Here is a 23507-nt window from a genome sequence, read left to right on the forward strand (position 1 = left end):
AATGATGAATAAGAAAATATTGATAGGCTTCATAACATTATGTGTAGGAATATTTGGTTCTTGTAAACGCATGTTGGATGAAGAAATACGCTCGCAGGTGAGTGACGAATATATATCTACTCCAGAGGGATTTGAGGATGGGGTCAGAGCTGCGTATTCTACCTTACGTACCTTCCATGCTAATGAAATGGGAATGACATTAACCGTATTCGGAACAGATACCTACACGATGGGTTCTGATGGCTCTTATAAGTTTATTAACGAATATACTTCACAATTTGATCCACGTGTTGATTTTGTGGGGAACCTATGGAATGACCTTTACATTGGAATCAATACCTGTAACACGGTCATCGATCGATCTGCGGATGTTGAAGGGCTGCCAGAAGAACAAAAAAATGTAAGAACAAGCGAATTGATGTTTCTGCGCGCTTATTATTATTTTACCTTGGTACAACAGTTCGGGGCGGTGCATCTTACAACAACCGGTACGACAGAAGCTACAACGGAAGCTTCTAGAACACCTGTTGCAGAAGTTTATCAACTTATCGAAGACGACTTACGTACGGCTATAGCAAATCTTCCAGATACGCAAAACGACTATGGAAGGGCCACGAAGCCTGCCGCTGAACATTTATTGGCACGTGTTTTACTTACTAGAGCCAGCTCCGAGGCAGCTCAGGATAGTGATTACGCGGATGCGGCAGCACTGGCAGAACAGGTGATCAATAATTACAACTTCCGTCTTCTAGATGATTTTGCCTCGGTTTTTGAGCAAGGGACTGGTGAACGCAGCGAGGAAGTCATATGGGCTGTTCAGTATACTAGAAATGCTATTACAAATGGCGCCAATGCTGACGCTGATGGTACAGGAAATGCAGCACATCGGTATTTCCTCATGGAATACGACATATTGCCGGGTATGAATCGAAACGTAACGGACGGGCAGCCTTGGAAACGTTTTATGCCAACAGATTATACCCTAGAAATCCTTTTCGAAGATCGTGTTAATGACACAAGGTATAAAAAAAGCTTTAAGGATGTCTTTTATTGCAGCCGCCCGGGAACTTATAATGTCAATAATAAGCAAGTAACCTATCAATTAGGAGATACCGCTGTTTGGTTGCCTGGTTATCAGTTAGACCCTGAAGTCAGAGCTTCCAAGAATTTTTTGGTAATAGAGCCTAGTAATTATACGCAAAGATTATACCCCACATTAACAAAGTTTTTAGACCCCGAAAGGCCTGATATGAATTACGAGCAGGGGTCAAGAGACTTTTTAGCTTTCCGCTTGGCGGAGACATGTCTGATTGCAGCTGAAGCGTTTATGTATAGTGGTAATATGGACAAGGCCGTCGAATATATAAATATGGTTCGTGCCAGAGCGGCTTATAATGGTCTTGATGAGGCTGAAGATGAAACACATCGCCAAGCAATGTTAATTGACGCCAGTCAATTAACGATTGATTTCATTCTTGAAGAGCGTGGAAGAGAATTACTGGGTGAGCAGCTTCGTTGGTATGATTTGGTGAGAACGCACCAGTTGGTCGACCGAGTACAACAGTATAATCCGGATGGCGGAAACAATATTCGGGAACATCATGTGCTACGACCTATTCCGCAAGACCAGATTGACCGCACAGAAGGAGGCACTAGTAGTTTCCCGCAAAACCCCGGTTATAACTAATTTTATTATACATTGATTGTATTCCCGATAGCGTCTATTTGACAACCGCTGTCGGGAATACAACAAGAAAGGCCAGTTCTCGTTTTATGACCCGGTTTGTGACAATAGATGTACGATGCGATAAAGAACATCAATCGCTTTTTATATAGGTACTGATGGTGATGAAGGTCTGATTGGCGGTGAACTTGCTATGCTCAGGCAGAATCATGGGTTCCGATTGAAGAATTAATTTATTGTTTGTGTATCTGTATTTCATGATCATTTCATTTTGCAACCCCAAAACCTTAGCAAATATGGTGTCATTTGATGTGAAATAGGTACCCCTTTGATCGTCCATCACGATTGGATGATCTGTACCTTGTTGATGAATGGTAAACTGTCCAGAAGAAATGAATTCACCATTTGACTTAAAATCCATTATACTGAAATTCCGCTCATCAGACGCTAATTCAAACGATTCCATTAGCTGCCCGTTATTAAAGATTTCAGTTTTAAATGATAAGCTTTTCCATTTTCCTATAAGGATATCGTCCTTTCTCTGTCTATTGTTGTTTTCACTACAGGATAACAAAAATAATGAAAAAAGAATGAGGGTGTAGATAGGAGACAGGTTAGGTTGCATCGTTACGGAATTGCTTAGAATAATACTGACGGATTAAGGTTGTAGAGCTATCTCTTTACATTATTTAATTAATATAGTGCCTGATAAGCTTGAGGTTCTGGTTACTATTGTGTGGCAGTCCATAGCATATGGTGATTAATCTGTAAAGGTACAGATAGTTTTTTGCTTATCGGCTTATATATAGGTTTTCATTTAATTTAAATTTATGTTTGGGGGTTTGTGAAGACTTTATATCTTTGCCGCTGGAAAGTTGGCAGAGTGGTCGAATGCGGCGGTCTTGAAAACCGTTGTCTGTAACAGGACCGGGGGTTCGAATCCCTCACTTTCCGCTGAGAGGGTCTTCATCAAGAAGACCCTCTTTTTTTTCGTAAATCATCAATCCTTTTTCTTTCATTTTTTGTGTGTTATGTGTGAAGATCTCCATCATTGTGTGTGTTCGATAGATGCCTTCTTTGTAGTAAAGATTTGAGTCGAACACCATGTTTACGATCTGTTGCTTGCCAATCGTATTAGATGACGTATAAACGTACCGCATATCCGTCAAAAGATCCAGCTCATTGCTCAATGTTCTAAAAGCTTTCGTATGAGTTTGAGACCCCATACGAAGCCATTGATTATTTCAAGTAACAGCCGAACAGCGAGCTTGCCATCGGAAAGGACGTGAGAAGCAGGACGAAACTTGCACAGATTGAAAACTCGAAAATGATTTACACCGAGCGTTCGTTCCGTCAAACGTACAGCCAGCCACCACTACCGCAGACCTTTTACATTGATTCGGGAAAAGGCTTTACCAAAGAACAGGCGGGCAACCTCATGTTGGGAAATGCCGTTTATCGGGATGACCTGTAGTCAAGTCAGGTTTTTAAAACAAAATGCTTCTTCAATAATACTATTTGCCCTAAGTGATAATAGCAGTGCTCGATCATCGACTCTATGTTTAGAAGATAGGTGCCGTATTTCTCATCTATAAACATCTCTTGTAGACGTTCTTCTGGCATTTGTTCAATAATTTGAGCAAATTCAATGGAATCGTTCCAAAAGACACTTAAAAAACCTTCCCATTGGTCACTCGAGGTTATAGCCGGAAAATCAAAGCTATATTTATCACTTATGGTTAAAGTTCCTTGCTTAAAAGCATTTTTAACTCCTTTTACGTAGTAATGAATATGTTGTGCGAGGGTAGCAATTGAATTTAGATCACCCAATTCTTTCGTTGCCAATTTCCAGTCAAAACCGTCTAATTGGTCTCTATAATTGGTGTTCGCTATAAAAGTTCCATTCAAAACCACTTCTCTAAATCTCCTTGCCAATTCGTAACTAAGTTCCATTATTATAGTTGTTTTAGCTGTAAAGTTACATAATTTCTCTATCTATACTATTTCCTAACCTTTCTACTTTCCAAGCCTGTCCATTCCCAAACCAAGTTTCCACCTGTTTTTCGCCAACCTAATTTCTTTCCAATCCAACCCTACCTGATAAGTTTTCGCTATCAGCAGTAGGCGAATTTCCTTTGGCCTTTTCGTTGGCAAATTCCCCCACAATCCCTCAGTCGTAAAGGCCAAGCCCCAAGGGGTTTGTTCAAAAAAATCTTCCCTGCTCGCTTCGCTCCGGAGGTATTTTTTTGCCCAAAGCCTTGCCTTACTGTGGGATTGTAAGGAGCGGTCTTCTAACAAAAAGCCAGAGGGCTGTGTCCTCGGGTTTCGCTTAAAAATTTTGGATATGGAAAATTTGACAAAAATATTAGCCTCACGTGCGCCCCCTCTGATAGCCTATTTATCGGAACTTTTTAAACAATATTTTTTTACACATAAATTTTAATATCATGAAAACGACAGCAGTCAATAACAAGATTGCCGAACTGCACCGCAGGAAAGTACAGCGTGACCGACTTTTAGACACCATTTCCAACTTGGATAAATTCGAGGTTGAGCTAAGGGAAGCAGGTTTGTTCTTTGCCAAGAAAAAACAGGCTTGGTATTACCGTAGCGATATGTTTAAAGTCAGGGCAGGCAGTAATATGTCTTTGGACGAGATTAAAGTATGGGTGCAAGGTCATCAAACCCGACAGCCTAAAACGCATATCTCATCTCTTATAAATCTATTCACATAAATACTAAAGAAATGAAACCGATAAATGAACTTACAAACACTGTAACCTATGAACTTGAAGACGTAGTAAATTATCTTGACAAATTAGGTAACTATTTTGAAACTCTTCCATTTAAGGAAGTTTGGCTTTATACAGGATATTACTCCGACCTCGACGGAAATAATGCAGAATATAGTTTTGTGCCATTGAAAGTTGAAGAAATAAAACTTGAAAAACTGAAAAGCAAATTGAAAGAATGAAAGACACCGAATAGGGTGTCTTTCATCTTACCAATTTCCTCTAAAACACCCTCAAGGTGTTCTAATAGACTCTCATCCACCCCGCTAGAAAAGCACCTTTTAAAGGTGCTTTTTTTGTACTATCCGGATTCGAACTTTCTCTTGAGCAGGTATAGGGTAAGGTAGGTGCGAGCGAAAAATCCCTCACTTTCCGCAGAATGGGTTTGAAGAATTTTTCTCTAATGGTTTCTCTACTTCGGGAAGCCTTTTTTGTTTATAATCAGGTTGTTATGATGGGTAGTTGGAGTCGCGCAGTTGGCTGTGAATGTCAAGCAGCACAAAAAAAATACAGGCGGTGTAGGTGGTATACCGGATGAAGATAAAATATGAAATGAAGTAGCCCCGGGAGATATCCGGTTGCAGGGTTTTGATCTGAGAGGAGGCTGGGTGCCTTGATACAAGGAACATAAGGTATCGGCTGGTTTAATAGATGTGCGCAAACATACGAGAGATAAAAAGTGGAAGATCAACTTGTATAACTCAAAAAGGATTAACAAATTTGCGTGTATAGTCAATTTAAATTTAATTCAATAACCAGTTAGTTGTATCATAATAAGACAAAGTGGGGATTTTATAGGTATTTTATTCTAGATGAGTCCAGTATGAGTCCAGTATGAATCCAATATAAGTCCAGTTTTTTCTTATAAAAACTGGACTTATATTGGATTAACTATGGAGATATAAAAGTATCATATGAAAGTAGTAGTAAATTAGACCATAAGGGAGCACAGAGGAATTTGATAAGTGGGGGTGGATTTCGTAAAACCTATATCCGAATATAGTAAATGAGTATTAAGTAATAGTAATAACCTGAATTTCAGTATAATGGCAAGACAAGATAAAAATGGTAAGATAAAAGGTAAAATTAACAATATTGTATATCGTGGTTATCGCAATCAGCAGATTTTGCAGGGGGCACCTGGAAAAGTAAAACAAACGGATGCCACTAAGCTAAACGCCTTGGAATTTGGTTTAGCGAGCACACAGGCAAATACGATCGCCAGATTTTTTAAGTTGTTTTCGCTGGTTACCGATGGTCGTATGCAAGTGCGAACAAATGGTGTCGTTCGGAGATGCATCCGCTCATCAGAGGTGCCCATAGGCGAACGTGATCTGCACACGGGTGATATCAGTTTTTTAAATGGTTTTTCATTTAATATTGATGCCGCTTTTGAAAAACTGCTATCCGTATTTCCAAAACTCGAAGTGTGTGAAGATGGCGCTATTCTGTTAGAAATACCCGCATTTGATGCGGTTGAGGGCCTGTCTTACCCAAAAGGAAAAAAAAATACTCCCCACGCCTCAATAAACTTTGTAGTGGTAGCATTCGACTTTCATAAAAACTATGTACAAGTATATGATACGTTTAGTTATGATATTGAAAACACTTCAAATAATGTTATAGCAATCAACTGGGAATGCAAACAGGAATTATACGAAGATAGCATAGTAGCAGTAGGTATGAGCTTACGTTATTACACGAAGAGTTGGTTGAACGAAAATCAATACATATATGACAAGGATTTTAATCCCAACGTTATACTAAAGGCTTTTCATGTAACAAATGAAATAGCGGAAAACAGCGTTAAACAGGGTTTTGATAAACCTACCGGTGAACGGTGGGGGCTCGAGTCTAGAACTAAAGATATATTGAATGAAATAAAACGTTTCAAAAGAGAGGCAGAAAAAAAAGCCAAAAAACAAACAAAATTAAAGGAGTTCGGCAAAAAACAAAAGTGATTTCCTAATATGTAAGGTCCAATAATTCCATTCATGTCCTCCTGAATATTCAAAATAGCGATGTGGGATATTGTATTGCTGCATTTGCTGGTGTAATTTCCTGTTTTCTTCGATCAACAAGTCTTCCTTTCCACAATCGAAACGTATGGCCGGAAGTTTTTCCCGGTGATACAATAAGGCAGCGATAACATCTGGATATTGCTCATCAGTAACTGTAAAGGTTGTTAAATCTTCTTCAATAAATAATTTCATCTGGTTAAAAGCAGTAATTGATGAATGTGCGGACACTCCGACGAATAGGTTAGGATATAAAGCAGCTAAGCGTAGAGCACCATAACCACCCATGGATAGACCACCAATGAATTGCGGAGAGCGATTACTTACTTGCGGAACTATCTCCCTTACAGCCAAAGGAACATCTTCAACGATCCATTGCTCAAAGTTCTTATCGTGATGCGCAAGATAGGCTGAGCCGTCGCCCCATAATCCATCAGATGGCATGGCAATAATCATGGGAGGTAATGTTCCTTGTTCTATCATCTCAAGTGCTTGTATGTGGACACCTGCTCCATAGGGCCAGCTCCAAGCACTGCCATAAACACCGTGGAGTAAAATGACAAGCGGTAGATTTTTATAATTCATTATATTTGGAGGAACAAAGACAGTAATATCTCCCCGGCCTTTGAGGTGTGGCGACTTGATCGTTATGAAACGAAGATGGGCTTTTTCAAATTGTGGATTAGAAAGTTCAAGTGTTCTGAATGTCGACATTTTATTTTTATTTAAAGGTGATGACTCCTTTAGCATTTTTGCCGTTTAGCATGTCGGCGAAGGCTTGTGTTAGTTCTTCTAAAGCATAAGTCTTTGAAACCATTTCGTTTAACAAAAACTGGCCACCATCATATAGTTGCACGATTTTCGGGAAATCGATATGTGGTCTACATTTTCCGTATAAAGGATTGATATAAACCTTATCCCATTCAAATAGGTTCATATCAAAAGTAATGGTTTGTTCTATGCCGCTAACCTGTACAGCGGTTCCGGCATTTCGTATCATTGCCAATGGTGCCGCGCCAAGCGCCGGAACCGCCGTGCATTCGAAAGCATAGTCAGCTCCCCGCTGTTGCGTTATTCTTTTTACTTCGGCAGCGACCGTTAGAAGTCCTTCATCCGCTCGATTTGCTTGTATCGTATGGGTTGCTCCAAATTTTTCAGCCAACTTTAATCGATTTCTGTTGATATCAACGGCAATGATCTTTGACGCTCCCGCTATTTTAGCTCCTTGTATAACACTTAAACCAACACCGCCTGAGCCTAATACAACAACTGATGAGGCCGGTTTTACTCTGGCGGCATTCACCACAGAACCATAACCAGTCATCACACCACAACCTATCAAGCTGGCCGCTTCAAATGACATGTTTGGAGAGTCGTTTTTTACAACCGCGGCTTCTTTTACAAGAACATATTCTGCTAATGTACCCAGGTGAAACGATCGCGCTATTGGACGACCATTCCATAAGGTACTATTTTTCGAAGCGTGACCATTGGATTCAAAACCCGGAGGACCACATACCGGTGAATGCCGTTCACATATATGAAGGTTTCCCTCTTGGCATTGGTAACAGCGGCCACAGGGAACAGCCCAATTAAGTAATACCGAGTCGCCAATATCAAAACCTTTAATAGACTTACCCAGTTTTGCTATTATTCCAGCACCTTCATGGCCTAAAACCAATGGGCTGCCCCAACTGAGCGAATCAAAATCGGTATGGCAGATGCCTGCTGCTTTTACTTTAACAAGTATTTCGTCTGGCGCCGGATCTTTTATTTCAATCTGTTCAATAAAAAAATCGCCATTACCAATGGTAATCGCTGCTTTGCAAAATATTGACATAATTTTCCACTCGCTATATGTTCATAATAGTTATTTTCGTGTTCAAAATAGCTGTTTTTTTATAAATAGCTATGGTGTAAATTACTGTATTAATGGATTATCTTAGCCTTTTTTATTTCGTATATTTGAAATTAAACCAAGAAAAGCTATGTTGAAGGCGTCAGAAGAGATATTGCGGCAGCATCACCAAAGTTTTCTGTTGAGGGAGTTTGGAAGGGAAGCTTTTAACGCTCCTTATCATTTTCATCAGGAATATGAGCTTACATATATTACGGAAGGTATAGGGAAACGGTATGTTGGGAGCCATATGGCGGATTTTAAAAGCGGAGATCTGGTACTATTAGGCCCTCATCTACCTCATTGTTGGAAGCTAGACCCTGCTGATTCTGACCATGCGAAGGTGGGAGCATTAGTATTACAGTTTACGAGGAGCTCACTGGGAGAGGATCTGCTTAATAAAGACGAGTTTGCGATCATCAAACGGATGTTGGATAAAAGTATTTATGGTATAAGTTTTGGAAAGAAAGTGCAAGAGGAAGCTGCAGCTCACTTTGCATTGCTAGAATGTAAAGATGGTTTTCGGCGGTTAATGGCTTTTCTGGAATTACTGTATCAATTAGCGTTAACAAAAAAAATTAGCATACTTGCTGCCGGAGAACAGCCATATTATTATACAGCAACTACTGAACAAGCTCGTATTCATGCAGTTTGGGCCTATATAGTTGAGAATTTCAGAAAAGAAGTATCATTGAAGGAAGCCGCCTCCATAGCAAGTATGACCTCGACAGCTTTCTGCAAATTTTTTAAGAAAAATACACGTAAAACCTTTATCGAGACGATAATGGAATATCGCTTAAACTACGCAACCAATCAGCTTATTCAGACAAATAAACCCATTGCTGAAATTGCTTTTGATAGTGGTTTTTCTGATGTTTCACATTTTTATAGATCATTTAAAAAGAAAACAGGAATAAGCCCGTTGAGTTATCGCAAAACATTTGTTGGTGAGCTAAATACAGAAGAAAGAATTACTTGACTTCGTATATTTGCAGGCCATAGGGTGGAAGGGAAAGTCTCTTTTTTTTCGCCGTTATTGTTGTATTTTCAGGACTCTCAAATATACCGCGGAGATTTTGACCGCGCATGCTGGAACTATCAAGTGTGCATTTTTGATTACTACTGGATAGGTTCACGGCAACGAGTACCGTTTGCTCCATAGACGAACGTAAAAATGTTAACACCTCCTTATTATCGTTTGATACACCAATGTAATCACCATTAGTTAGTGCATGATTGTCTTTCCGTAAATTTAGTAAGGTCTGATAGAAACGCCAAATGGATAGGCTATCATTTTCTTGTTCCTCTAATGATATACCGTCATGAGGTTTTAGCTTAGATTCATCCCACCAAGGTCCACTGTCTTTGTACCAAATAGCCATTCCTTCACCTGCATTACCCGCATACCATTCGAAAGCTTCACGGGAAGGAATCTCATTAGCATCTGTAATGACCTTTCCATATTTTCCAAATTCGGCATTCCCCAACATGCCAATCTCTTGTCCGTAATAAATAGAGGGGATCCCACCGATGAGCGTATTGATCGCCGCGCCCACTTTCAATTTTCCTGGATCACGATCAACAACTATTGCAAAACGAGGTATGTCATGGTTTTCTATAAACATGATCTGTGCCTTGTTCCTCGGGGTGTTGCCGAAAGTTGTGTCGGCAAAAGCCTCGATTTTAGCTTTATCCAAAGTTCTGGTGGCTTGTTGCACCCTGAAAGCAAATACAGCGTCTACGCCAGCTCTTTCCAAATAGTCAAAACCGTATGACAACCAGTCGGCCTGCTCGGCCATAATCCGAAGGTTTGGATTTACCGCTTTCAGTTCGGTTATCAACGGGACCCAAAAGGTTTCAAAAAGATTGGTTAATATACCTTTGTTGTCGAGATCGTCCATCATATGGTCTAACCTAAAGCCATCTACACCATCATCGAAATTACCGTCACCGTTAGGATCCAACCAATACTTAAATAGTTTTATATTGTAATCTTTAACCGCTTCTGCCTTAAGGTTGACGGTGGTGATTTTTCGCACAGTGCCGTCATAGCCCAATAACTCCGTAAGGTTGAATACGATAGACTCGGGCTTGGTTTGCGCAGAATCATTGTAAATAATATAATCACTGTATTCAGAAGCGGGGTTACTATAAGAATCGCGCCACCAGAGGTGATCTTCGGTTATGTACTGTGTTTCCATATCCATATAGATCTTCATCCCTCTTTCATGAATAGCTTTAACCAGAGCGATGTAATCTTCTTCCGTACCATATTGGGGGTCGATCTTTTCGAAATCAGTTGCATAGTAATTGTGATAGTAAACAGACTCATAAAGCGGGGTAAGAAGAATAGATGTTACGCCTAAATTCTGGAGGTAGTCCAGTTTTAGCCGTATGCCATTAAGATCTCCATGCTGATCGCCATTACTGTCATAGAAGCTTCGTTGGAAAACGTGGTAGATGACTTCGTTATGTATTTTGTCTCTTTTGGGAATACTTTTACAGCCTACCAAGAATAAGAGGCAGTAGAAAAAGCACAGGCAAAGGTTTTTTAGTTGAACCATTATTTAGGCTTATAAAGGGTATTGTAAATTATAATAATAATGGATTCATTTCAGAATCGGCTAAGGTGCCCGGCTCCTTACTCCCTAACCACTGTTTTAGATCATTCTCTTGATAGGCGTGTTGCGGGGTGGTTATTCTGGCACCATCGGCATAATAAATAATGGTCATCACTTCCCGCATGTCAGTTGAATTATTGCCTGGTGCATGATGTATGGTAAATCCATTGTGCCAGGTTGCGTCGCCTGCTTTCATGGCCGAAGGTTTAACCAGTGGAAAACGTTTTTCCCTTACGTATTGCTCAAAGGCATCTTCCGATTCGTCGGAGATGACATAGTCGAAAACATTACCTTGCAGATGTGAGCCCGAGGCAAATGTAAGCATCCCCATATCTGGATGTGGAATGTCTACCATTGGCATCCACATGGTAATGGTATTTTTAGTGTCTAGTGGCCAATAATTTTGGTCTTGATGCCAAGGTGTTGGTCCACCGCCGGGTTCTTTAAACAGGGCCTGATCATGATATAAACGAACATTGTCTACGCCAAGTAAGCTGGCCGCAATACCAGCAAAACGTTTTGCCAGTACAAATCGTTTTACCTGTTCATTCACTCGCCATAAGTTCATGATCTGTAAAAATGCTTTTCCATAAGTGTCGCGCTCAGATAATTGCCGCTTTTCCTGATTAAATTCATCGGCTGCTTTGCTAATAACTTTCTGAAAAGCGCGTACCTCTTCTTTTGAAAGTAAGTCGTAGGTAATGATATGACCGTTGCGTTGGAACTCACTCACTTGCTCGGGAGAAACCGGTTTCAAATCGTCTAAAATCGGTAAATCTATCGTTTTCGCCTCCATAATTGATATAGTTTATGTTACAAATTACGGGAATATTCGCTAAGTCTGGTAGGATGATATTATTCAGATTATGGACTATTTTGCCCAACTTAAAGCCATAGGTTTTTTTAAAGATTAATAATCGCGATGTTTTGATGTTGTACAGCTTTATTAAACTAATAAAATAGTTGATATAATTAATTTTTTAGTTATTTTAGTGAAATGTTACAATAAAGAGATGGTTTATGAATTTTTATTGGTTGAAGAAGTTGCTATTTATTATTGGGATTTTAACGCATGTTGTGAGCTTGTATGGGCAGCATATGAGCCCGTCTAAAGAAAAATTGGTAGATTTCTACCAATCTCAGCGTTACGATGAAGCTGCCACATATCTGAGTGAATTTTATGTTAAAGGCACGACGGATGAGGATTTGTTAGCCGGTTTGGCTTACACTAATAGAATGGCAGGTAATTATATGGCCGCTGAACAGTATTACTTAGCCTTGTTGGCCTTGGATACTGTGAATATTAAGACGTTATTAAACCTAGCTAGCATTAGCTTTCAACGTGGGAAAAACCGCGAAGCCAGGGCTTATTACCTTCGTGTGCTAGCTCAGGATAGTGTCCATATCGGTAGTTATAAAGCACTTGCTAATATCGCTCAAGTAAATGGCGAATTGGAAACTGCGCATACTTTTCTAGAAAAAGCCAATGTGTTGAGTCCTTTCGACATCGACATAGCTTATGAGCTGGCACAACTGTATATCGCTTCGAAGGATTATCGTGTGGCTGATGCGGTTTTATCAACAGCATTAACTGCAGACACCACGAACATGTTGCTACTAAAGGCAAAAGCGCAAGCAACATATGGTATGCAGGTATATGGTGAGGTTGTCAAGATCGGAGAGCGCTTGTTAACGCACGGAGATCAATCGGATATGCTATTAAATCTATTGGCTCTAGCATATTATTTCGAAAATAAGTATGAAAAATGCATTGGTATATTGCAAATGCTGGAAGATCGGGATGATTTAAAAGAGGCGCAATTATATTATATGGCCATGAGCTACAAGAAGTTAAATAGGTCGAAAAATGCGGTCATTTATTTCGATAAGGCAATTGAAACCGCAATTTCTCCTAATGTTGCCAATTATTATGTGGAAAAAGGAATCCAGCATGAACAACTTTCTCAAAACCTTAAAGCGGTTCACGCTTACCAAAAAAGTTTGCAGTTTACGGTGATGCCTATCACGTATTATAGTTTAGGGTTACTATATGACCATAAATTTAATAATAAGAAAACAGCCCTTCGGTACTATAGAAGCTATTTAAATGAGAAACCTTCGGATAAAGATGCCAAAATATATAGCAAATATGTTCATCAGAGAATTTCAGAATTGGAGCATGCCAAGCCTTAACTTTTTAATGAAAACAGCTTTGCCACGTATTTTCCAATGATATCAAATTCAAGGTTGACAGCATCTCCCTGCTTGAGCATGTGGAAAGCAGTATGTTCATAGGTATAGGGAATAATTGCTACCGAGAACTGATTGCTGTCCGAATTAAGGACGGTTAGGCTCACGCCATTAACGGCTATTGATCCCTTTTCTACCGTGATATTTCCTATCGTTTCATCGTAATTAAAAGTATAGACCCAGCTTCCATTCTGGTCGTCTATATTAGTGCAAACGGCTGTCTGATCAACATGTCCTTGCACAATATGACCGTCCAGGCGGTCTCCGGCGATCGTGCAACGTTCTAGATTTATTTTATCGCCTATCGTTAGGGAGCCAATATTACTTTTTGCCAGTGTTTCTTGAATAGCTGTTACGGTATGTTCTCCCGGAGCAACGCCCACTACAGTTAAGCATACACCATTATGAGAAACACTTTGGTCTACTTTTAACTCGTCTGAGATAGATGAGCGAATAGTTAGGTGAAGATTGGTGTTTTCTCTTGCGATATTTTGGACGATTCCAACGGTTTCTATAATTCCTGTAAACATTTGCTGTGATTTTTTGACAAAGGTAGCCTTCCTTACTTAAATCAAGAAAAGTCAAATTGTTTTTTTAAACAGCTAATTGTAAAAAGTACACTATATGTTTCACACATGCGCTAGTTCTAAATAATGGTTTTAGGTTATTTTATTGTTGTTTTTGAACTGAAACAAAAAACGGTATACATAATTTATTTATTTATTTTAATGTATTTATTTGTATTAATATATTGAAACGTGTATTTTGTGCCACAATTTTCCTATACAAGGAAATTTTAACCATTTTAAGAAGTAGAAAAAACAGATGGGAATTAAATTAAGAAAGATATAAATCAATATTAACTAAAACCAATAACATGATCATTATTGCAGATGGCGGTTCAACCAAAACAAATTGGTGCCTGATCAATGACTCCGGAAAAAAAATCTATTTTAACACTGAAGGATACAACCCTTATTTTGTTTCAAGCGATTATATTGTGAGTTCCTTAAAAAGAGGATTACCTAAAGACTTACCGTTTGAGGAAGTTAAAGAAGTAAATTATTATGGTGCGGGGGTTCACAATGAAGAGAAAGCTGCTATAGTAGCAATGGCTATCAAGCAGGTGTTTAAATCTTCCGAAGTTTTTGTAGGGCATGATTTATTGGCCGCTGCAAGAGCATTGTTGAAAGACAAACCCGGTTTTGCCGCTATTTTGGGGACTGGAACGAACACCTGTATTTATGATGGAAAAGATATTGTTAAAAATATCGATTCTGCGGCATATATTTTAGGTGATGAAGGTAGCGGTTGCTATATCGGTAAGAAATTATTAACAGATTACGTGAGAGGTTATATGCCTCAGGATGTGAGAGAGGTTTTTTGGGATACCTTTAAATTGTCTCCGGATGATGTGATGGATGCTGTTTATACAAAGCCTTTGGCCAATCGATTTTGTGCAAGTTTTAGCAAATTTGTGTACGATATTAATGTAAATATGGAATACTCTAGAGGCCTGGTAAAAAGCTCTTTTGAAGACTTCTTTAAAAACTTAGTTGTACACTATCCCGACTACCAGAAGTATTCTTTCAACTGTATAGGTTCAGTCGCTTATAATTTTAGAAATGTATTGGAAGAAACGGCGCAGGAGTTTGAGATGGAATTTGGAAGAATAGTACGGTCTCCTATAGACGATCTTGTAAAGTTCCACCAAGATAAAATTAATGCCTAATTGTTTAGGCGGTTAAAGGTAGAAGTTTTTGTCTTCTACCTTTGTTTTATACTATCTCGAGAAACTGAGCTCATTTTTGAAGATCTTATTGTATTTACGTTTGTCAAACTTATATAACTTGGCGGCGCGGTAAGAAACCCCTTTCTGTTTTTCATCGAGCTCTTTTAATACATTGTAATTAAGCATTTTCTTTCGAAAATTTCTTTTGTCCAGTTTTTTGTCCCAAATGGCTTCATAAAGCTGCTGAAGTTGCGTTAAGGTGAATTTTTCAGGGAGGAGTTCGAAGGCTATTGGGCTATGGCTTATTTTTCGTCTAATTTTCTCGATACTTTTCTCAATGATATTTTTATGGTCAAAGGCCAGCTCGGGAAGACTGTTCAGTGGGTGCCATTGAGCTTTTCGCACGTAATCAGTACTGGGCTTTAAATTATTATTAACAGCCTCCAATCTCAACATAGCGTAATAAGCCACCGTTATGATTCTTCCTTGTGGGTGTCTTCTTAAATCGCCAAAGGTATAAAGCTGCTCCATGTATATACCTTTTAAACCAGTATGTTCCAATAAAATGCGTTTTACGGCATCATCAATAGTTTCGTTGTGTTCTACAAAAAAACCGGGTAAACCCCACCAGTCTTTGAAAGGGTATTCATTTCTTTCGATCAACAGTACTTTTAGTTCACCTTCGTTAAAACCGAATATCACACAGTCGGCAGTAAATATAGATTGTAAATGTGGTAAATTAGCTTGCAAAATTTTTATTATTTTTAAGGTTCTACAATATTTCAGTAACTTTTATATAGCAGCATAAACCTAACATAAAAAAATGAACATTAAACGATGAGGGCAAAAATTTTATGCTGCGTCAACTAATAAACTCAAAATTATAGAAGAAAACCATAAATGCAAAACTTCCGTGGCAGTATGTGTGTCTTCTTTTACGATTTAAGAACATGTCAACAAATAAGCAGTAATAAACGGAAAAAAATTAAAAAAAAATACAAATAAATAGCAATGGTGTAAAAAATACACCTTATATTCGTGGTTGGATATGGATAGGGGCCTATGCGCCTGTGTAATGGTCTTGTGGCTTGTTTGTGGAGGTGTTGATGATAGTGGCTACTTCCATAACAGAAATAAAATTCATTTGAAACCTATAGAGATATTTTACTGTGAATAATTCAATTAAGCGTATTGGCGTATTTACTTCGGGAGGCGACGCACCGGGAATGAACGCTTGTATTCGTGCTGCTGTGCGAACAGCAATTTACGAAGGCAAAAAAGTGAGTGGCATATTACATGGTTATCAAGGTATGATTGACCGTAATATTATCGATATGAATAGCCGGTCAGTAAGTAATATTTTACAATTGGGGGGGACCATATTGAAAACAGCCCGTTGTCTTGATTTTAGAACTCCGGAGGGACGTAAGAAAGCTTATGACAATATCAACGCAGAGGGAATAGACGCTTTAGTAGCGATAGGAGGAGATGGTACGTTTACAGGAGCAGAAGTTTTTTCCAGGGAATTTGATATACCAGTTGTTGGGGTGCCAGGTACTATTGATAATGATCTTTATGGATCTGATTTTACTTTAGGCTATGATACAGCAAACAATACAGTGATTGATGCTATTGATAAGATTAGAGACACGGCGGCTTCTCACGACCGTTTATTTTTTATAGAGGTTATGGGCAGAGATTCGGGATGTATTGCGTTAAATTGTGGAATAGCGGGAGGAGCGGAAGCCGTTTTATTGCCTGAAAAAGAAACCGGTATTGACGAGCTCATTGAAAAGCTTGAAAATGCTGCTAAAGACAAGAAAACTTCTACCATAGTTATAGTTGCTGAAGGCGATAAAAACGGAGGCGCTTATAATGTGGCTAAGCGCGTGCAGGAAAAATTTGATTTCTATGATACGAAGGTAACAATTTTGGGACATTTACAACGTGGTGGCTCTCCAAGTAGCTTTGATCGTGTTTTGGCAAGTAGGCTGGGATTTGCTGCAGTAAAAAACCTGCTGCAAGGAAAAACGCGAATTATGGTGGGGTTAAGAGGAAATGAAATTGTAACGACACCATTAGAGGAGGCCCTGCGTAGCAAGGAATTTAAGTTGGCTGATGATATGATAGAAATGACTAACGTGTTGGCTATTTAATTGATATATGATAGCAGTAGTATACAGTGGATCAAGATTTGCCGATTGGAGGTTAGCCGAAAAAGGGAAGATTGTGGCTGGGTTTAAGACTATGGGTATTAACCCCTATCATAACGACGACAGATTTATTAGTCAGGTACTTCATAAGAACAATACGCTCATTAATTACGCGGAGAGGATAAAGAAAATATATTTTTTTGGAGCTGGAGCATCGTCTGAGGAACGTAAATCAACGGTAAAGCAAGCTTTTAAAAACTTTTTTCGCTATAGTAAGGTTTTTGTAGAACACGATATGTTGGCAGCAGCTTTAGCTACCGGAGGAAACGAAAAATCTTTGGTAGGCATATTGGGTAGCGGTTCTAATGCAGCTTATTATGACGGGAAGAAGGTGCTTGAAACAAATTACGGTCTGGGATATATTTTAGCTGATGAAGGCTCTGCTAATTGGATGGGAAGGTTTCTGTTGCGTAACTATCTTTCCGAAACCTTACCGGCAGATCTAGAACGTAAGTTTGTAAGTTATTATCCGCTAGATAGAAAACAAATTATGGATAAAGTGTACCGTAATTCAAATGCGGCACTTTTTCTGAGCTCGTTTGCTGATTTTGTGGCTGAACAAAAAAATCATGTTTTCATACACGATATGGTGATTGAAGGGTTTCGATCATTATTCGAAACGTATTTCGTACCACTAAGAGATAAATTTGATTTTAACAAAATAAATTTTACCGGAAGTGTGGCTGCCGGTTATGAAGATTGGTTACGGCAAACAGCTCGCCATTATGAAATGGAGGTTGAAGTTGTAATTAAAGAGCCTATTCAGAACCTTTTAAATTATTATTTAAATAAAAATTAATTAAAATGAAAATTGGAATTAATGGATTCGGGCGTATCGGACGTCTTGCTTTTAGAGCAGCAATTAACCGTGAGGGTATCGAAGTGGTAGGGATCAATGACCTAGTTGACCCCGAATACATGGCTTATATGTTGAAATATGACTCTACGCACGGTCGTTTTGATGGTACAGTAGAGGCGAAAGACGGAAATTTAGTGGTTAACGGAAAAACGATCCGTGTGACGGCAGAGAAAGATCCTGCTAATTTGAAATGGGGCGATGTAGGAGCTGAGGTAGTTGTGGAGTCTACAGGTCTGTTTTTAACCCAAGAAACCGCCCAAAAACATATTGATGCCGGAGCAAAGAAGGTTGTAATGTCTGCACCTGCAAAAGATGACACACCAACTTTCGTTATGGGTGTTAACCATAAAGAGTTAAAAGCTGATCAACACATTGTTTCTAACGCTTCCTGTACAACGAACTGTTTAGCTCCAGTTGTGAAAGTTTTAAACGATAAGTATGGTATCATAGAAGGTTTAATGAGCACTGTACACGCGGTTACTGCTACTCAAAAAACGGTAGATGGCCCTTCGGTGAAAGATTGGAGAGGTGGACGTGGAGCGTACCAAAATATTATCCCTTCATCAACAGGAGCAGCTAAAGCTGTTGGTTTGGTTATTCCTTCTATCAAAGGCAAACTTACGGGTATGTCTTTCCGTGTGCCTGTTCCTGATGTATCGGTAGTTGATTTAACGGTGCGTTTAGAGAAGCCTGCTTCTTACGAGGAAATTAAACAAACATTTAAAGAAGCTTCAGAAGGAGAGTTGAAAGGAATTTTGGGTTATACTGATGAAGATGTAGTTTCTGAAGATTTTAAAGGAGATGCGCGTACATCTATTTTTGATGCAAAAGCAGGTATCGCGTTGAATGACAATTTCGTTAAAGTTGTTTCTTGGTACGATAACGAATGGGGGTACTCCAATAAATTAATTGATCTGGTACAGGAGATCGGTAAACTATAACATAGATAAAAGAGTGGAAAGAGCCCGTCCAGCAAATAACCTGGATGGGCTTTTTTATAACAAGGCAGTTATCTTTCTGATTTTTTCTTCACTACTTACTTCGATCATACCTCCCATATTTCGTATGGCCGGGTTTTGGTAATTCATGGTACTTGCTACAGGTACTTTTGCAGAAGTATGGTATTCTTTTGCATTTGTTTTTTCGATTAGTTCCTGAATATTGTTTTCATTTACTCCGGAACCTGGCATAATGATAATGTTGTCTCCAGCTTTGTCTACCAATTCTTTTAAGAAATTGGCACCGTCTATTGCAGTGTTCTGCATTCCTGAAGTCAGAATACGTTCACATCCGCAATAGATGATCGTTTTTAAAGCCTTTAAACCGTCGTTACAGCAGTCGAATGCCCTATGGAATGTTACTCCCATTGGAGAAGCCAATTTCACTAGCTCTTTGGTACGTATGCTGGCTACGTTACCCTCCTCGTCCAACAGGCCAATGACTACACCGTCGCAACCTAGCTGTTTACAGTTGAGGATATCCGCTTTCATAATTTCAAATTCTTCGTCTGTATAGTTAAAGTCGCCTGCTCTCGGTCTAATCAATACGTAGACCTGTATATGTAGTTGTTCACGTACCTTTTTGATGGTACCATATGATGGTGTTGTGCCACCTTCATTTAAGTTTTCACAGAGCTCGACCCGATGTGCTCCACCATTTTGTGCTGCTAAGGCCGAAGCAAAAGAGTTCGCACATATTTCCAGTTTCATTTCTTATATTTTAATAGTTAAGGCGATGCTGCTCGTTTTTCGTTAAAATATACTTTTTCCTTGAATTAGTAAATCTTGCTGTTGTTCATGGCATACGGCGAACGAAAAACCTTCCTGTAATGCGTAGGCGCCATATTCCCCTTTTTTATTTAGGGCTAAAAAGCCTACCTGTATTTCTTTTGCTTTTTCAGGTTTCTTTTTTACAATGCGTGCTACTGCTTCTTTGCAAGCGTCTTCTGGAGAAAAACCCTGTCTCATTAACTCAACCACAAGAAAACTACCAACAGTTCTTACAACTTCTTCGCCAACACCTGTAGAAGTGGCTCCACCTATTTCGTTGTCTATGTAGAGGCCTGCCCCTATAATCGGGCTGTCTCCCACGCGACCGCGCATCTTAAAAGCCATCCCGCTAGTTGTACAGGCGCCACTGAGATTTCCATTGGCATCAAGTGCTAACATACCGATAGTATCGTGGTTGTATTGGTTTCCCGGTAGTTTGTTGGGAGAGAAATGTTGATTCTCAATATTCATGATAGGCTTATACTCGGCATCTTTCAGCCATTCTTGCCATGCTTTTCCGGACTCTTCCGTGAGAAGGTTCTCTTTTTGAAATCCGTTTTCCAGGGCAAATTGTAGAGCGCCTTCGCCTGCGAGCATTACATGTGGTGTTTTTTCCATTACTAATCTTGCAACCGAAATAGCATGGGTAATATGTTCCATGGCTAATACCGCACCGCAATTGCCATTTTCATCCATAATGCATGCGTCTAAGGAGACATGCCCATCGCGATCTGGGTAACCGCCTTTACCAACAGTAAGATTTTTTAGATCGGCCTCAGGCACTTTGACGCCAACTTCTACAGCATCTAACGCACGTCCATTGTTTTTAAGGACTTCCCAGGCAGCTAAATTAGCTGCTATTCCAAAATCCCATGTTGAAACAATAATTGGTCCGCCATTTTTATTGTTTTTTTGCTGTTTTTGAGAGGCCGCGTAAGCCGTGTCGACAAAATGTAAGGTAGTTGCTCCAACGATACTATGGTAAATGAATTTCCTTCTGTTAATCATCTGTTATTGTCCTATATTATCGGCAAACATAAATAAACATGGCGAATATTTTGTTACAAATATTGCTTTAGTTGGCGTAATTTTCACTAATAAGTAGCCTTATTTTAATACGTTAATCAATTTTATGCGGTATTATGCATTTTTACGGCAAAAAAATGCATAAATAATTTTGTTTTCGGGATGTTTCATCTTATCTTGGTCGTATATAACTCCTTCCTAAACGCTATGAGAAGTATTGGTCTGTTTTTTTTCTTTAGTTTGTTATTTGTTCATTGCCTAAGGGCAAAGAGCGATTCAACACTGTTAAAAAAAATGGAGTTTGTATTGGATAGCTTGAAAGAACGACGATCGCTAGACAGAAGAACAACGGTTTTCAATTTGAGGGAAGATACTTTGGGGAATTTGGTGTTGGAAACAACCGATAAGACAATAGCAATGGACCTATATCATTATTATGATAAAAAAGAGGCCTATCTACCTTTAAAAATTAATTTGCTTCCGGATACTTCTATTAAGGATACGTTGGGACTGGTGAATGTTTCTGTAGGTAATATTCGGAGTTTACCCAAAAATACTGCTGAGATGGCTACGCAGGCACTGCTGGGCTGGGAGTTGGATATTTTAAAGAAGCGTGATGGATACTACCTCGTGCGTACCCCCGATAAGTATATCAGCTGGCTGGATGTTTCTGCAGTTAGTATTAAAAATGCAATGGAAATTAAACAATGGAACAGTAAACGGTTGATATGTGTAGCAGATTATGATCATGTTTATAGTGCGCCTGATGACGAAGCACTGCGTGTGTCGGATCTCGTAATGGGAAATATCCTCCACTACGTAGAAGAAGACGGAAGTTATTATCGGGTAGGGTTTCCCGATGGCAGGACAGGTTATGTGAAAAAGCAAAGTATGCTGGATTATGATGAGTGGAAGCAGGCAGGTGAGGTGACCGCAGAAAATATTTTGCAAGTAGCCAAGCGAATGATGGGAGTTCCCTATTTATGGGGAGGGACTTCTATAAAAGGAGTGGATTGTAGCGGCTTTACAAAAATAGCTTATTTCATGAACGGCTTAGTCATTCCCCGAGACGCTTCACAGCAAGTAATGGTGGGCAATGAAGTAGCTATTCTTAGTGGAGGAAAGCTTGATACCGCAATGGCTCTGAAGAATTTACGGGCAGGTGACTTGCTTTTTTTTGCTAGTGGTAAAGACAGAAATGCAGACGCCCGCATTACACATGTGGCGCTTTATATGGGGGATGGAGAGTTTATACATGCTGCTGGTAAGGTTCGTATTAACAGTATGTTAAATAATGCAGAAAATTATGATGATTTTCAAACACGCACCTTGGTTGCCGCTAGAAGATATATAGGTTATGTAGGGACTGAGGGTATCCAAAAGCTGTAATTATAGAAAAGTAATATCATTCGACAATTAGCACAATAATTAAAATACATGATCAATCGCCGCAATTTTTTAAAAAGCAGTACGATGGCAGCAGCTTTTTCATTTAGTCCCTATGCTACCTTATTGGCTGCGGGAAAAACTACCACACACCGTACAGGAAAATTTGTGCTCAGATATAAACCTTATACCCTAGAACTGAAGCATGTGTTTACCATTGCTGCCGGATCGCGTAGCACAACGCCGGTTGTGTTGACCGAATTGGAATTTGATGGTATCGTTGGGTATGGGGAAGCTTCCATGCCTCCGTACTTGGGAGAATCGCATGAAAGCGTGCAGTCTTTTTTGGCTAAAGTTGATCTGTCTGCTTTTAACGATCCTTTTTTAGTAGAACAACTTTTGGACTATGTGGATCACATCGAGGCGGGTAATCCTGCCGCAAAGGCCTCTATAGATATTGCTTTACATGATCTCGTAGGCAAAATGATCAAGCAACCATGGTACCGTATATGGGGGTATAACCCTCAACATACACCAGACACTTCGTTTACGATCGGCATCGACGAGCCTGAGGTGGTCAGAGAAAAAGTACGTGAAGCATCGCCTTATAAGATATTGAAGGTGAAACTAGGTCTCGATACCGATAAAATGATGATTGAGACCATCCGCGAGGTCACAGATAAGCCCTTATGTGTGGACGTGAATCAGGGTTGGAAAAAGAAGGCATTTGCACTGGAGATGGCACACTGGTTGGCGGAGCGTGGTGTTGTCTTTCTAGAACAACCAATGCCCAAAGAACAAGTGGATGATAATGCCTGGCTAACCGAAAGAAGTCCTATTCCAACTATCGGAGATGAAGCTGTACAGCGTCTGCCCGATGTTCAGAAAGCATATGGTGTATACCACGGCATCAATATTAAGTTAATGAAATGCACAGGAATGCGGGAAGCGCATAAGATGGCTGAATTGGCTAGAGCACTTGATATGAAGGTGATGCTTGGTTGTATGACAGAAACTTCGTGCGCAATTTCGGCGGCGGCACAATTATCACCAGTGGTAGATTGGGCTGATCTAGATGGTGCTTTGCTCATCGGAAATGATGTTTATCAAGGCATGTTGGTACAGGAGGGAAAGGTGATATTGCCGCCCAGACCGGGGATAGGCATCAGTAAGTTATGAGTTATCAATGCCAATAAGGCAAAATTTTATATGAAATCTATGAGAAAAACTTTACAAACAAGATAAACAAAAACAACCATC

Annotated in this window: 25 protein-coding genes and 1 tRNA gene; 14 read left to right on the plus strand and 12 right to left on the minus strand. The window is 39.5% G+C overall.

The features are described from left to right. Position 1: 1 nt before the first annotated feature. Entirely contained in the window at positions 2-1687 is a 1686-nt protein-coding gene (locus H8S90_RS16025) for a RagB/SusD family nutrient uptake outer membrane protein (RefSeq protein WP_255501630.1), read from the plus strand. A 130-nt stretch (positions 1688-1817) separates the two neighbouring features. On the opposite strand, the gene H8S90_RS16030 is transcribed toward H8S90_RS16025, so the two are convergent. Further along, entirely contained in the window at positions 1818-2150 is a 333-nt protein-coding gene (locus H8S90_RS16030) for a hypothetical protein (protein WP_187338859.1), read from the minus strand. 403 nt (positions 2151-2553) lie between these two features. Between H8S90_RS16030 and H8S90_RS16035 the strand changes: the two genes are divergently transcribed. Beyond that, positions 2554-2638: transfer RNA gene (locus H8S90_RS16035), tRNA-Ser, on the plus strand. Here H8S90_RS16035 and H8S90_RS16040 read toward each other — a convergent pair. After that, the gene (locus tag H8S90_RS16040; protein WP_187338860.1) at positions 2629-2910 is read right to left on the minus strand and encodes a hypothetical protein; all 282 of its coding nucleotides are present in this window, start codon (positions 2908-2910) and stop codon (positions 2629-2631) included. The genes H8S90_RS16035 and H8S90_RS16040 overlap by 10 nt on opposite strands. Before the next feature lie 101 nt (positions 2911-3011). On the opposite strand from H8S90_RS16040, the gene H8S90_RS16045 reads away from it, so the two are divergent. Continuing rightward, positions 3012-3158: a hypothetical protein gene (locus H8S90_RS16045; RefSeq protein WP_187338861.1), complete on the plus strand. Its 147-nt coding sequence runs from the start codon at positions 3012-3014 to the stop codon at positions 3156-3158. 5 nt (positions 3159-3163) lie between these two features. Here the strand turns inward: H8S90_RS16045 and H8S90_RS16050 are convergent, their stop codons facing one another. Both H8S90_RS16050 and H8S90_RS16055 read right to left on the minus strand, forming a co-directional pair. Beyond that, on the minus strand, positions 3164-3637 hold the full coding sequence (locus H8S90_RS16050) for a DUF1572 domain-containing protein (protein WP_187338862.1): 474 nt from the start codon (positions 3635-3637) through the stop codon (positions 3164-3166). 63 nt (positions 3638-3700) lie between these two features. After that, complete coding sequence (locus H8S90_RS16055) at positions 3701-3982, minus strand: hypothetical protein (protein ID WP_187338863.1); 282 nt, start codon at positions 3980-3982, stop codon at positions 3701-3703. A gap of 149 nt (positions 3983-4131) precedes the next feature. Here H8S90_RS16055 and H8S90_RS16060 point away from each other — a divergent pair, with 149 nt between their 5' ends. The 3 genes from H8S90_RS16060 to H8S90_RS16070 all read left to right on the plus strand — a co-directional run bounded on the left by H8S90_RS16060 (position 4132) and on the right by H8S90_RS16070 (position 6437). After that, positions 4132-4419 carry a hypothetical protein gene (locus H8S90_RS16060; RefSeq protein ID WP_187338864.1) on the plus strand — a complete coding sequence of 96 codons (288 nt, stop codon included), beginning with the start codon at positions 4132-4134 and terminating at the stop codon, positions 4417-4419. Between the two features lie 11 nt (positions 4420-4430). Then, entirely contained in the window at positions 4431-4658 is a 228-nt protein-coding gene (locus tag H8S90_RS16065; RefSeq protein WP_187338865.1) for a hypothetical protein, read from the plus strand. Between the two features lie 864 nt (positions 4659-5522). Continuing rightward, positions 5523-6437: a hypothetical protein gene (locus H8S90_RS16070; protein ID WP_187338866.1), complete on the plus strand. Its 915-nt coding sequence runs from the start codon at positions 5523-5525 to the stop codon at positions 6435-6437. Here the strand turns inward: H8S90_RS16070 and H8S90_RS16075 are convergent. Then, on the minus strand, positions 6408-7208 hold the full coding sequence (locus tag H8S90_RS16075) for an alpha/beta hydrolase family protein (protein ID WP_187338867.1): 801 nt from the start codon (positions 7206-7208) through the stop codon (positions 6408-6410). The two genes, H8S90_RS16070 and H8S90_RS16075, sit on opposite strands and share 30 nt — an antisense overlap. Positions 7209-7215: 7 nt before the next feature. Next, positions 7216-8334: an alcohol dehydrogenase catalytic domain-containing protein gene (locus tag H8S90_RS16080; protein ID WP_187338868.1), complete on the minus strand. Its 1119-nt coding sequence runs from the start codon at positions 8332-8334 to the stop codon at positions 7216-7218. Between the two features lie 148 nt (positions 8335-8482). Here H8S90_RS16080 and H8S90_RS16085 point away from each other — a divergent pair, with 148 nt between their 5' ends. Next, positions 8483-9370 carry an AraC family transcriptional regulator gene (locus tag H8S90_RS16085; protein WP_187338869.1) on the plus strand — a complete coding sequence of 296 codons (888 nt, stop codon included), beginning with the start codon at positions 8483-8485 and terminating at the stop codon, positions 9368-9370. Here H8S90_RS16085 and H8S90_RS16090 read toward each other — a convergent pair. Beyond that, on the minus strand, positions 9363-10955 hold the full coding sequence (locus H8S90_RS16090; protein WP_187338870.1) for an alpha-amylase family glycosyl hydrolase: 1593 nt from the start codon (positions 10953-10955) through the stop codon (positions 9363-9365). The two genes, H8S90_RS16085 and H8S90_RS16090, sit on opposite strands and share 8 nt — an antisense overlap. A gap of 28 nt (positions 10956-10983) precedes the next feature. Further along, positions 10984-11808, minus strand: coding sequence for a phytanoyl-CoA dioxygenase family protein (locus H8S90_RS16095; protein ID WP_187338871.1), 825 nt, complete (start codon positions 11806-11808; stop codon positions 10984-10986). Between the two features lie 224 nt (positions 11809-12032). Between H8S90_RS16095 and H8S90_RS16100 the strand changes: the two genes are divergently transcribed. Then, on the plus strand, positions 12033-13205 hold the full coding sequence (locus H8S90_RS16100) for a tetratricopeptide repeat protein (protein WP_187338872.1): 1173 nt from the start codon (positions 12033-12035) through the stop codon (positions 13203-13205). Here H8S90_RS16100 and H8S90_RS16105 read toward each other — a convergent pair. Further along, positions 13202-13792 carry a riboflavin synthase gene (locus tag H8S90_RS16105; protein WP_187338873.1) on the minus strand — a complete coding sequence of 197 codons (591 nt, stop codon included), beginning with the start codon at positions 13790-13792 and terminating at the stop codon, positions 13202-13204. The genes H8S90_RS16100 and H8S90_RS16105 overlap by 4 nt on opposite strands. A gap of 347 nt (positions 13793-14139) precedes the next feature. On the opposite strand from H8S90_RS16105, the gene H8S90_RS16110 reads away from it, so the two are divergent. Further along, positions 14140-14994 (plus strand): N-acetylglucosamine kinase, encoded by an 855-nt coding sequence (locus H8S90_RS16110; RefSeq protein WP_187338874.1) that lies wholly within the window; start codon positions 14140-14142, stop codon positions 14992-14994. A 51-nt stretch (positions 14995-15045) separates the two neighbouring features. On the opposite strand, the gene H8S90_RS16115 is transcribed toward H8S90_RS16110, so the two are convergent. Continuing rightward, positions 15046-15744 carry an NUDIX domain-containing protein gene (locus tag H8S90_RS16115; RefSeq protein WP_187338875.1) on the minus strand — a complete coding sequence of 233 codons (699 nt, stop codon included), beginning with the start codon at positions 15742-15744 and terminating at the stop codon, positions 15046-15048. Positions 15745-16163: 419 nt separating this feature from the next. Here H8S90_RS16115 and pfkA point away from each other — a divergent pair, with 419 nt between their 5' ends. The 3 genes from pfkA to gap are packed head-to-tail and all read left to right on the plus strand — an operon-like array spanning position 16164 to position 19007. After that, on the plus strand, positions 16164-17150 hold the full coding sequence (gene pfkA, locus H8S90_RS16120) for a 6-phosphofructokinase (protein ID WP_187338876.1): 987 nt from the start codon (positions 16164-16166) through the stop codon (positions 17148-17150). Between the two features lie 7 nt (positions 17151-17157). After that, entirely contained in the window at positions 17158-18006 is an 849-nt protein-coding gene (locus H8S90_RS16125; protein ID WP_187338877.1) for a hypothetical protein, read from the plus strand. A 5-nt stretch (positions 18007-18011) separates the two neighbouring features. Further along, positions 18012-19007 (plus strand): type I glyceraldehyde-3-phosphate dehydrogenase, encoded by a 996-nt coding sequence (gene gap, locus H8S90_RS16130; protein WP_187338878.1) that lies wholly within the window; start codon positions 18012-18014, stop codon positions 19005-19007. Positions 19008-19061: 54 nt separating this feature from the next. Here gap and H8S90_RS16135 read toward each other — a convergent pair whose 3' ends face one another. Both H8S90_RS16135 and H8S90_RS16140 read right to left on the minus strand, forming a co-directional pair. Then, positions 19062-19775, minus strand: coding sequence for a copper homeostasis protein CutC (locus H8S90_RS16135; RefSeq protein ID WP_187338879.1), 714 nt, complete (start codon positions 19773-19775; stop codon positions 19062-19064). Between the two features lie 42 nt (positions 19776-19817). After that, the gene (locus H8S90_RS16140; RefSeq protein WP_187338880.1) at positions 19818-20843 is read right to left on the minus strand and encodes a N(4)-(beta-N-acetylglucosaminyl)-L-asparaginase; all 1026 of its coding nucleotides are present in this window, start codon (positions 20841-20843) and stop codon (positions 19818-19820) included. Positions 20844-21155: 312 nt separating this feature from the next. Here H8S90_RS16140 and H8S90_RS16145 point away from each other — a divergent pair, with 312 nt between their 5' ends. Then, complete coding sequence (locus H8S90_RS16145) at positions 21156-22250, plus strand: NlpC/P60 family protein (protein ID WP_187338881.1); 1095 nt, start codon at positions 21156-21158, stop codon at positions 22248-22250. An 84-nt stretch (positions 22251-22334) separates the two neighbouring features. Further along, positions 22335-23426 carry a dipeptide epimerase gene (locus H8S90_RS16150; RefSeq protein ID WP_255501631.1) on the plus strand — a complete coding sequence of 364 codons (1092 nt, stop codon included), beginning with the start codon at positions 22335-22337 and terminating at the stop codon, positions 23424-23426. The last annotated feature ends 81 nt before the right edge of the window (positions 23427-23507 follow it).

This window comes from Olivibacter sp. SDN3, from assembly GCF_014334135.1.
Lineage (GTDB): Bacteria > Bacteroidota > Bacteroidia > Sphingobacteriales > Sphingobacteriaceae > Olivibacter.

Coding starts and splice junctions, on each gene's coding strand:
- H8S90_RS16045 (WP_187338861.1), top strand. CDS start 3,012: ATGATTTACACCGAGCGTTCGTTCCGTCAAACGTACAGCCAGCCACCA.
- H8S90_RS16025 (WP_255501630.1), top strand. CDS start 2: ATGATGAATAAGAAAATATTGATAGGCTTCATAACATTATGTGTAGGA.
- H8S90_RS16050 (WP_187338862.1), bottom strand. CDS start 3,637: ATGGAACTTAGTTACGAATTGGCAAGGAGATTTAGAGAAGTGGTTTTG.
- H8S90_RS16065 (WP_187338865.1), top strand. CDS start 4,431: ATGAAACCGATAAATGAACTTACAAACACTGTAACCTATGAACTTGAA.
- H8S90_RS16145 (WP_187338881.1), top strand. CDS start 21,156: ATGGAGTTTGTATTGGATAGCTTGAAAGAACGACGATCGCTAGACAGA.
- H8S90_RS16125 (WP_187338877.1), top strand. CDS start 17,158: ATGATAGCAGTAGTATACAGTGGATCAAGATTTGCCGATTGGAGGTTA.
- H8S90_RS16070 (WP_187338866.1), top strand. CDS start 5,523: ATGGCAAGACAAGATAAAAATGGTAAGATAAAAGGTAAAATTAACAAT.
- H8S90_RS16030 (WP_187338859.1), bottom strand. CDS start 2,150: ATGGAATCGTTTGAATTAGCGTCTGATGAGCGGAATTTCAGTATAATG.
- gap (WP_187338878.1), top strand. CDS start 18,012: ATGAAAATTGGAATTAATGGATTCGGGCGTATCGGACGTCTTGCTTTT.
- H8S90_RS16080 (WP_187338868.1), bottom strand. CDS start 8,334: ATGTCAATATTTTGCAAAGCAGCGATTACCATTGGTAATGGCGATTTT.
- H8S90_RS16135 (WP_187338879.1), bottom strand. CDS start 19,775: ATGAAACTGGAAATATGTGCGAACTCTTTTGCTTCGGCCTTAGCAGCA.
- H8S90_RS16140 (WP_187338880.1), bottom strand. CDS start 20,843: ATGATTAACAGAAGGAAATTCATTTACCATAGTATCGTTGGAGCAACT.
- H8S90_RS16075 (WP_187338867.1), bottom strand. CDS start 7,208: ATGTCGACATTCAGAACACTTGAACTTTCTAATCCACAATTTGAAAAA.
- H8S90_RS16090 (WP_187338870.1), bottom strand. CDS start 10,955: ATGGTTCAACTAAAAAACCTTTGCCTGTGCTTTTTCTACTGCCTCTTA.
- H8S90_RS16105 (WP_187338873.1), bottom strand. CDS start 13,792: ATGTTTACAGGAATTATAGAAACCGTTGGAATCGTCCAAAATATCGCA.
- H8S90_RS16150 (WP_255501631.1), top strand. CDS start 22,335: ATGGCAGCAGCTTTTTCATTTAGTCCCTATGCTACCTTATTGGCTGCG.
- H8S90_RS16060 (WP_187338864.1), top strand. CDS start 4,132: ATGAAAACGACAGCAGTCAATAACAAGATTGCCGAACTGCACCGCAGG.
- H8S90_RS16100 (WP_187338872.1), top strand. CDS start 12,033: ATGAATTTTTATTGGTTGAAGAAGTTGCTATTTATTATTGGGATTTTA.
- H8S90_RS16110 (WP_187338874.1), top strand. CDS start 14,140: ATGATCATTATTGCAGATGGCGGTTCAACCAAAACAAATTGGTGCCTG.
- H8S90_RS16095 (WP_187338871.1), bottom strand. CDS start 11,808: ATGGAGGCGAAAACGATAGATTTACCGATTTTAGACGATTTGAAACCG.
- H8S90_RS16085 (WP_187338869.1), top strand. CDS start 8,483: ATGTTGAAGGCGTCAGAAGAGATATTGCGGCAGCATCACCAAAGTTTT.
- H8S90_RS16040 (WP_187338860.1), bottom strand. CDS start 2,910: ATGGGGTCTCAAACTCATACGAAAGCTTTTAGAACATTGAGCAATGAG.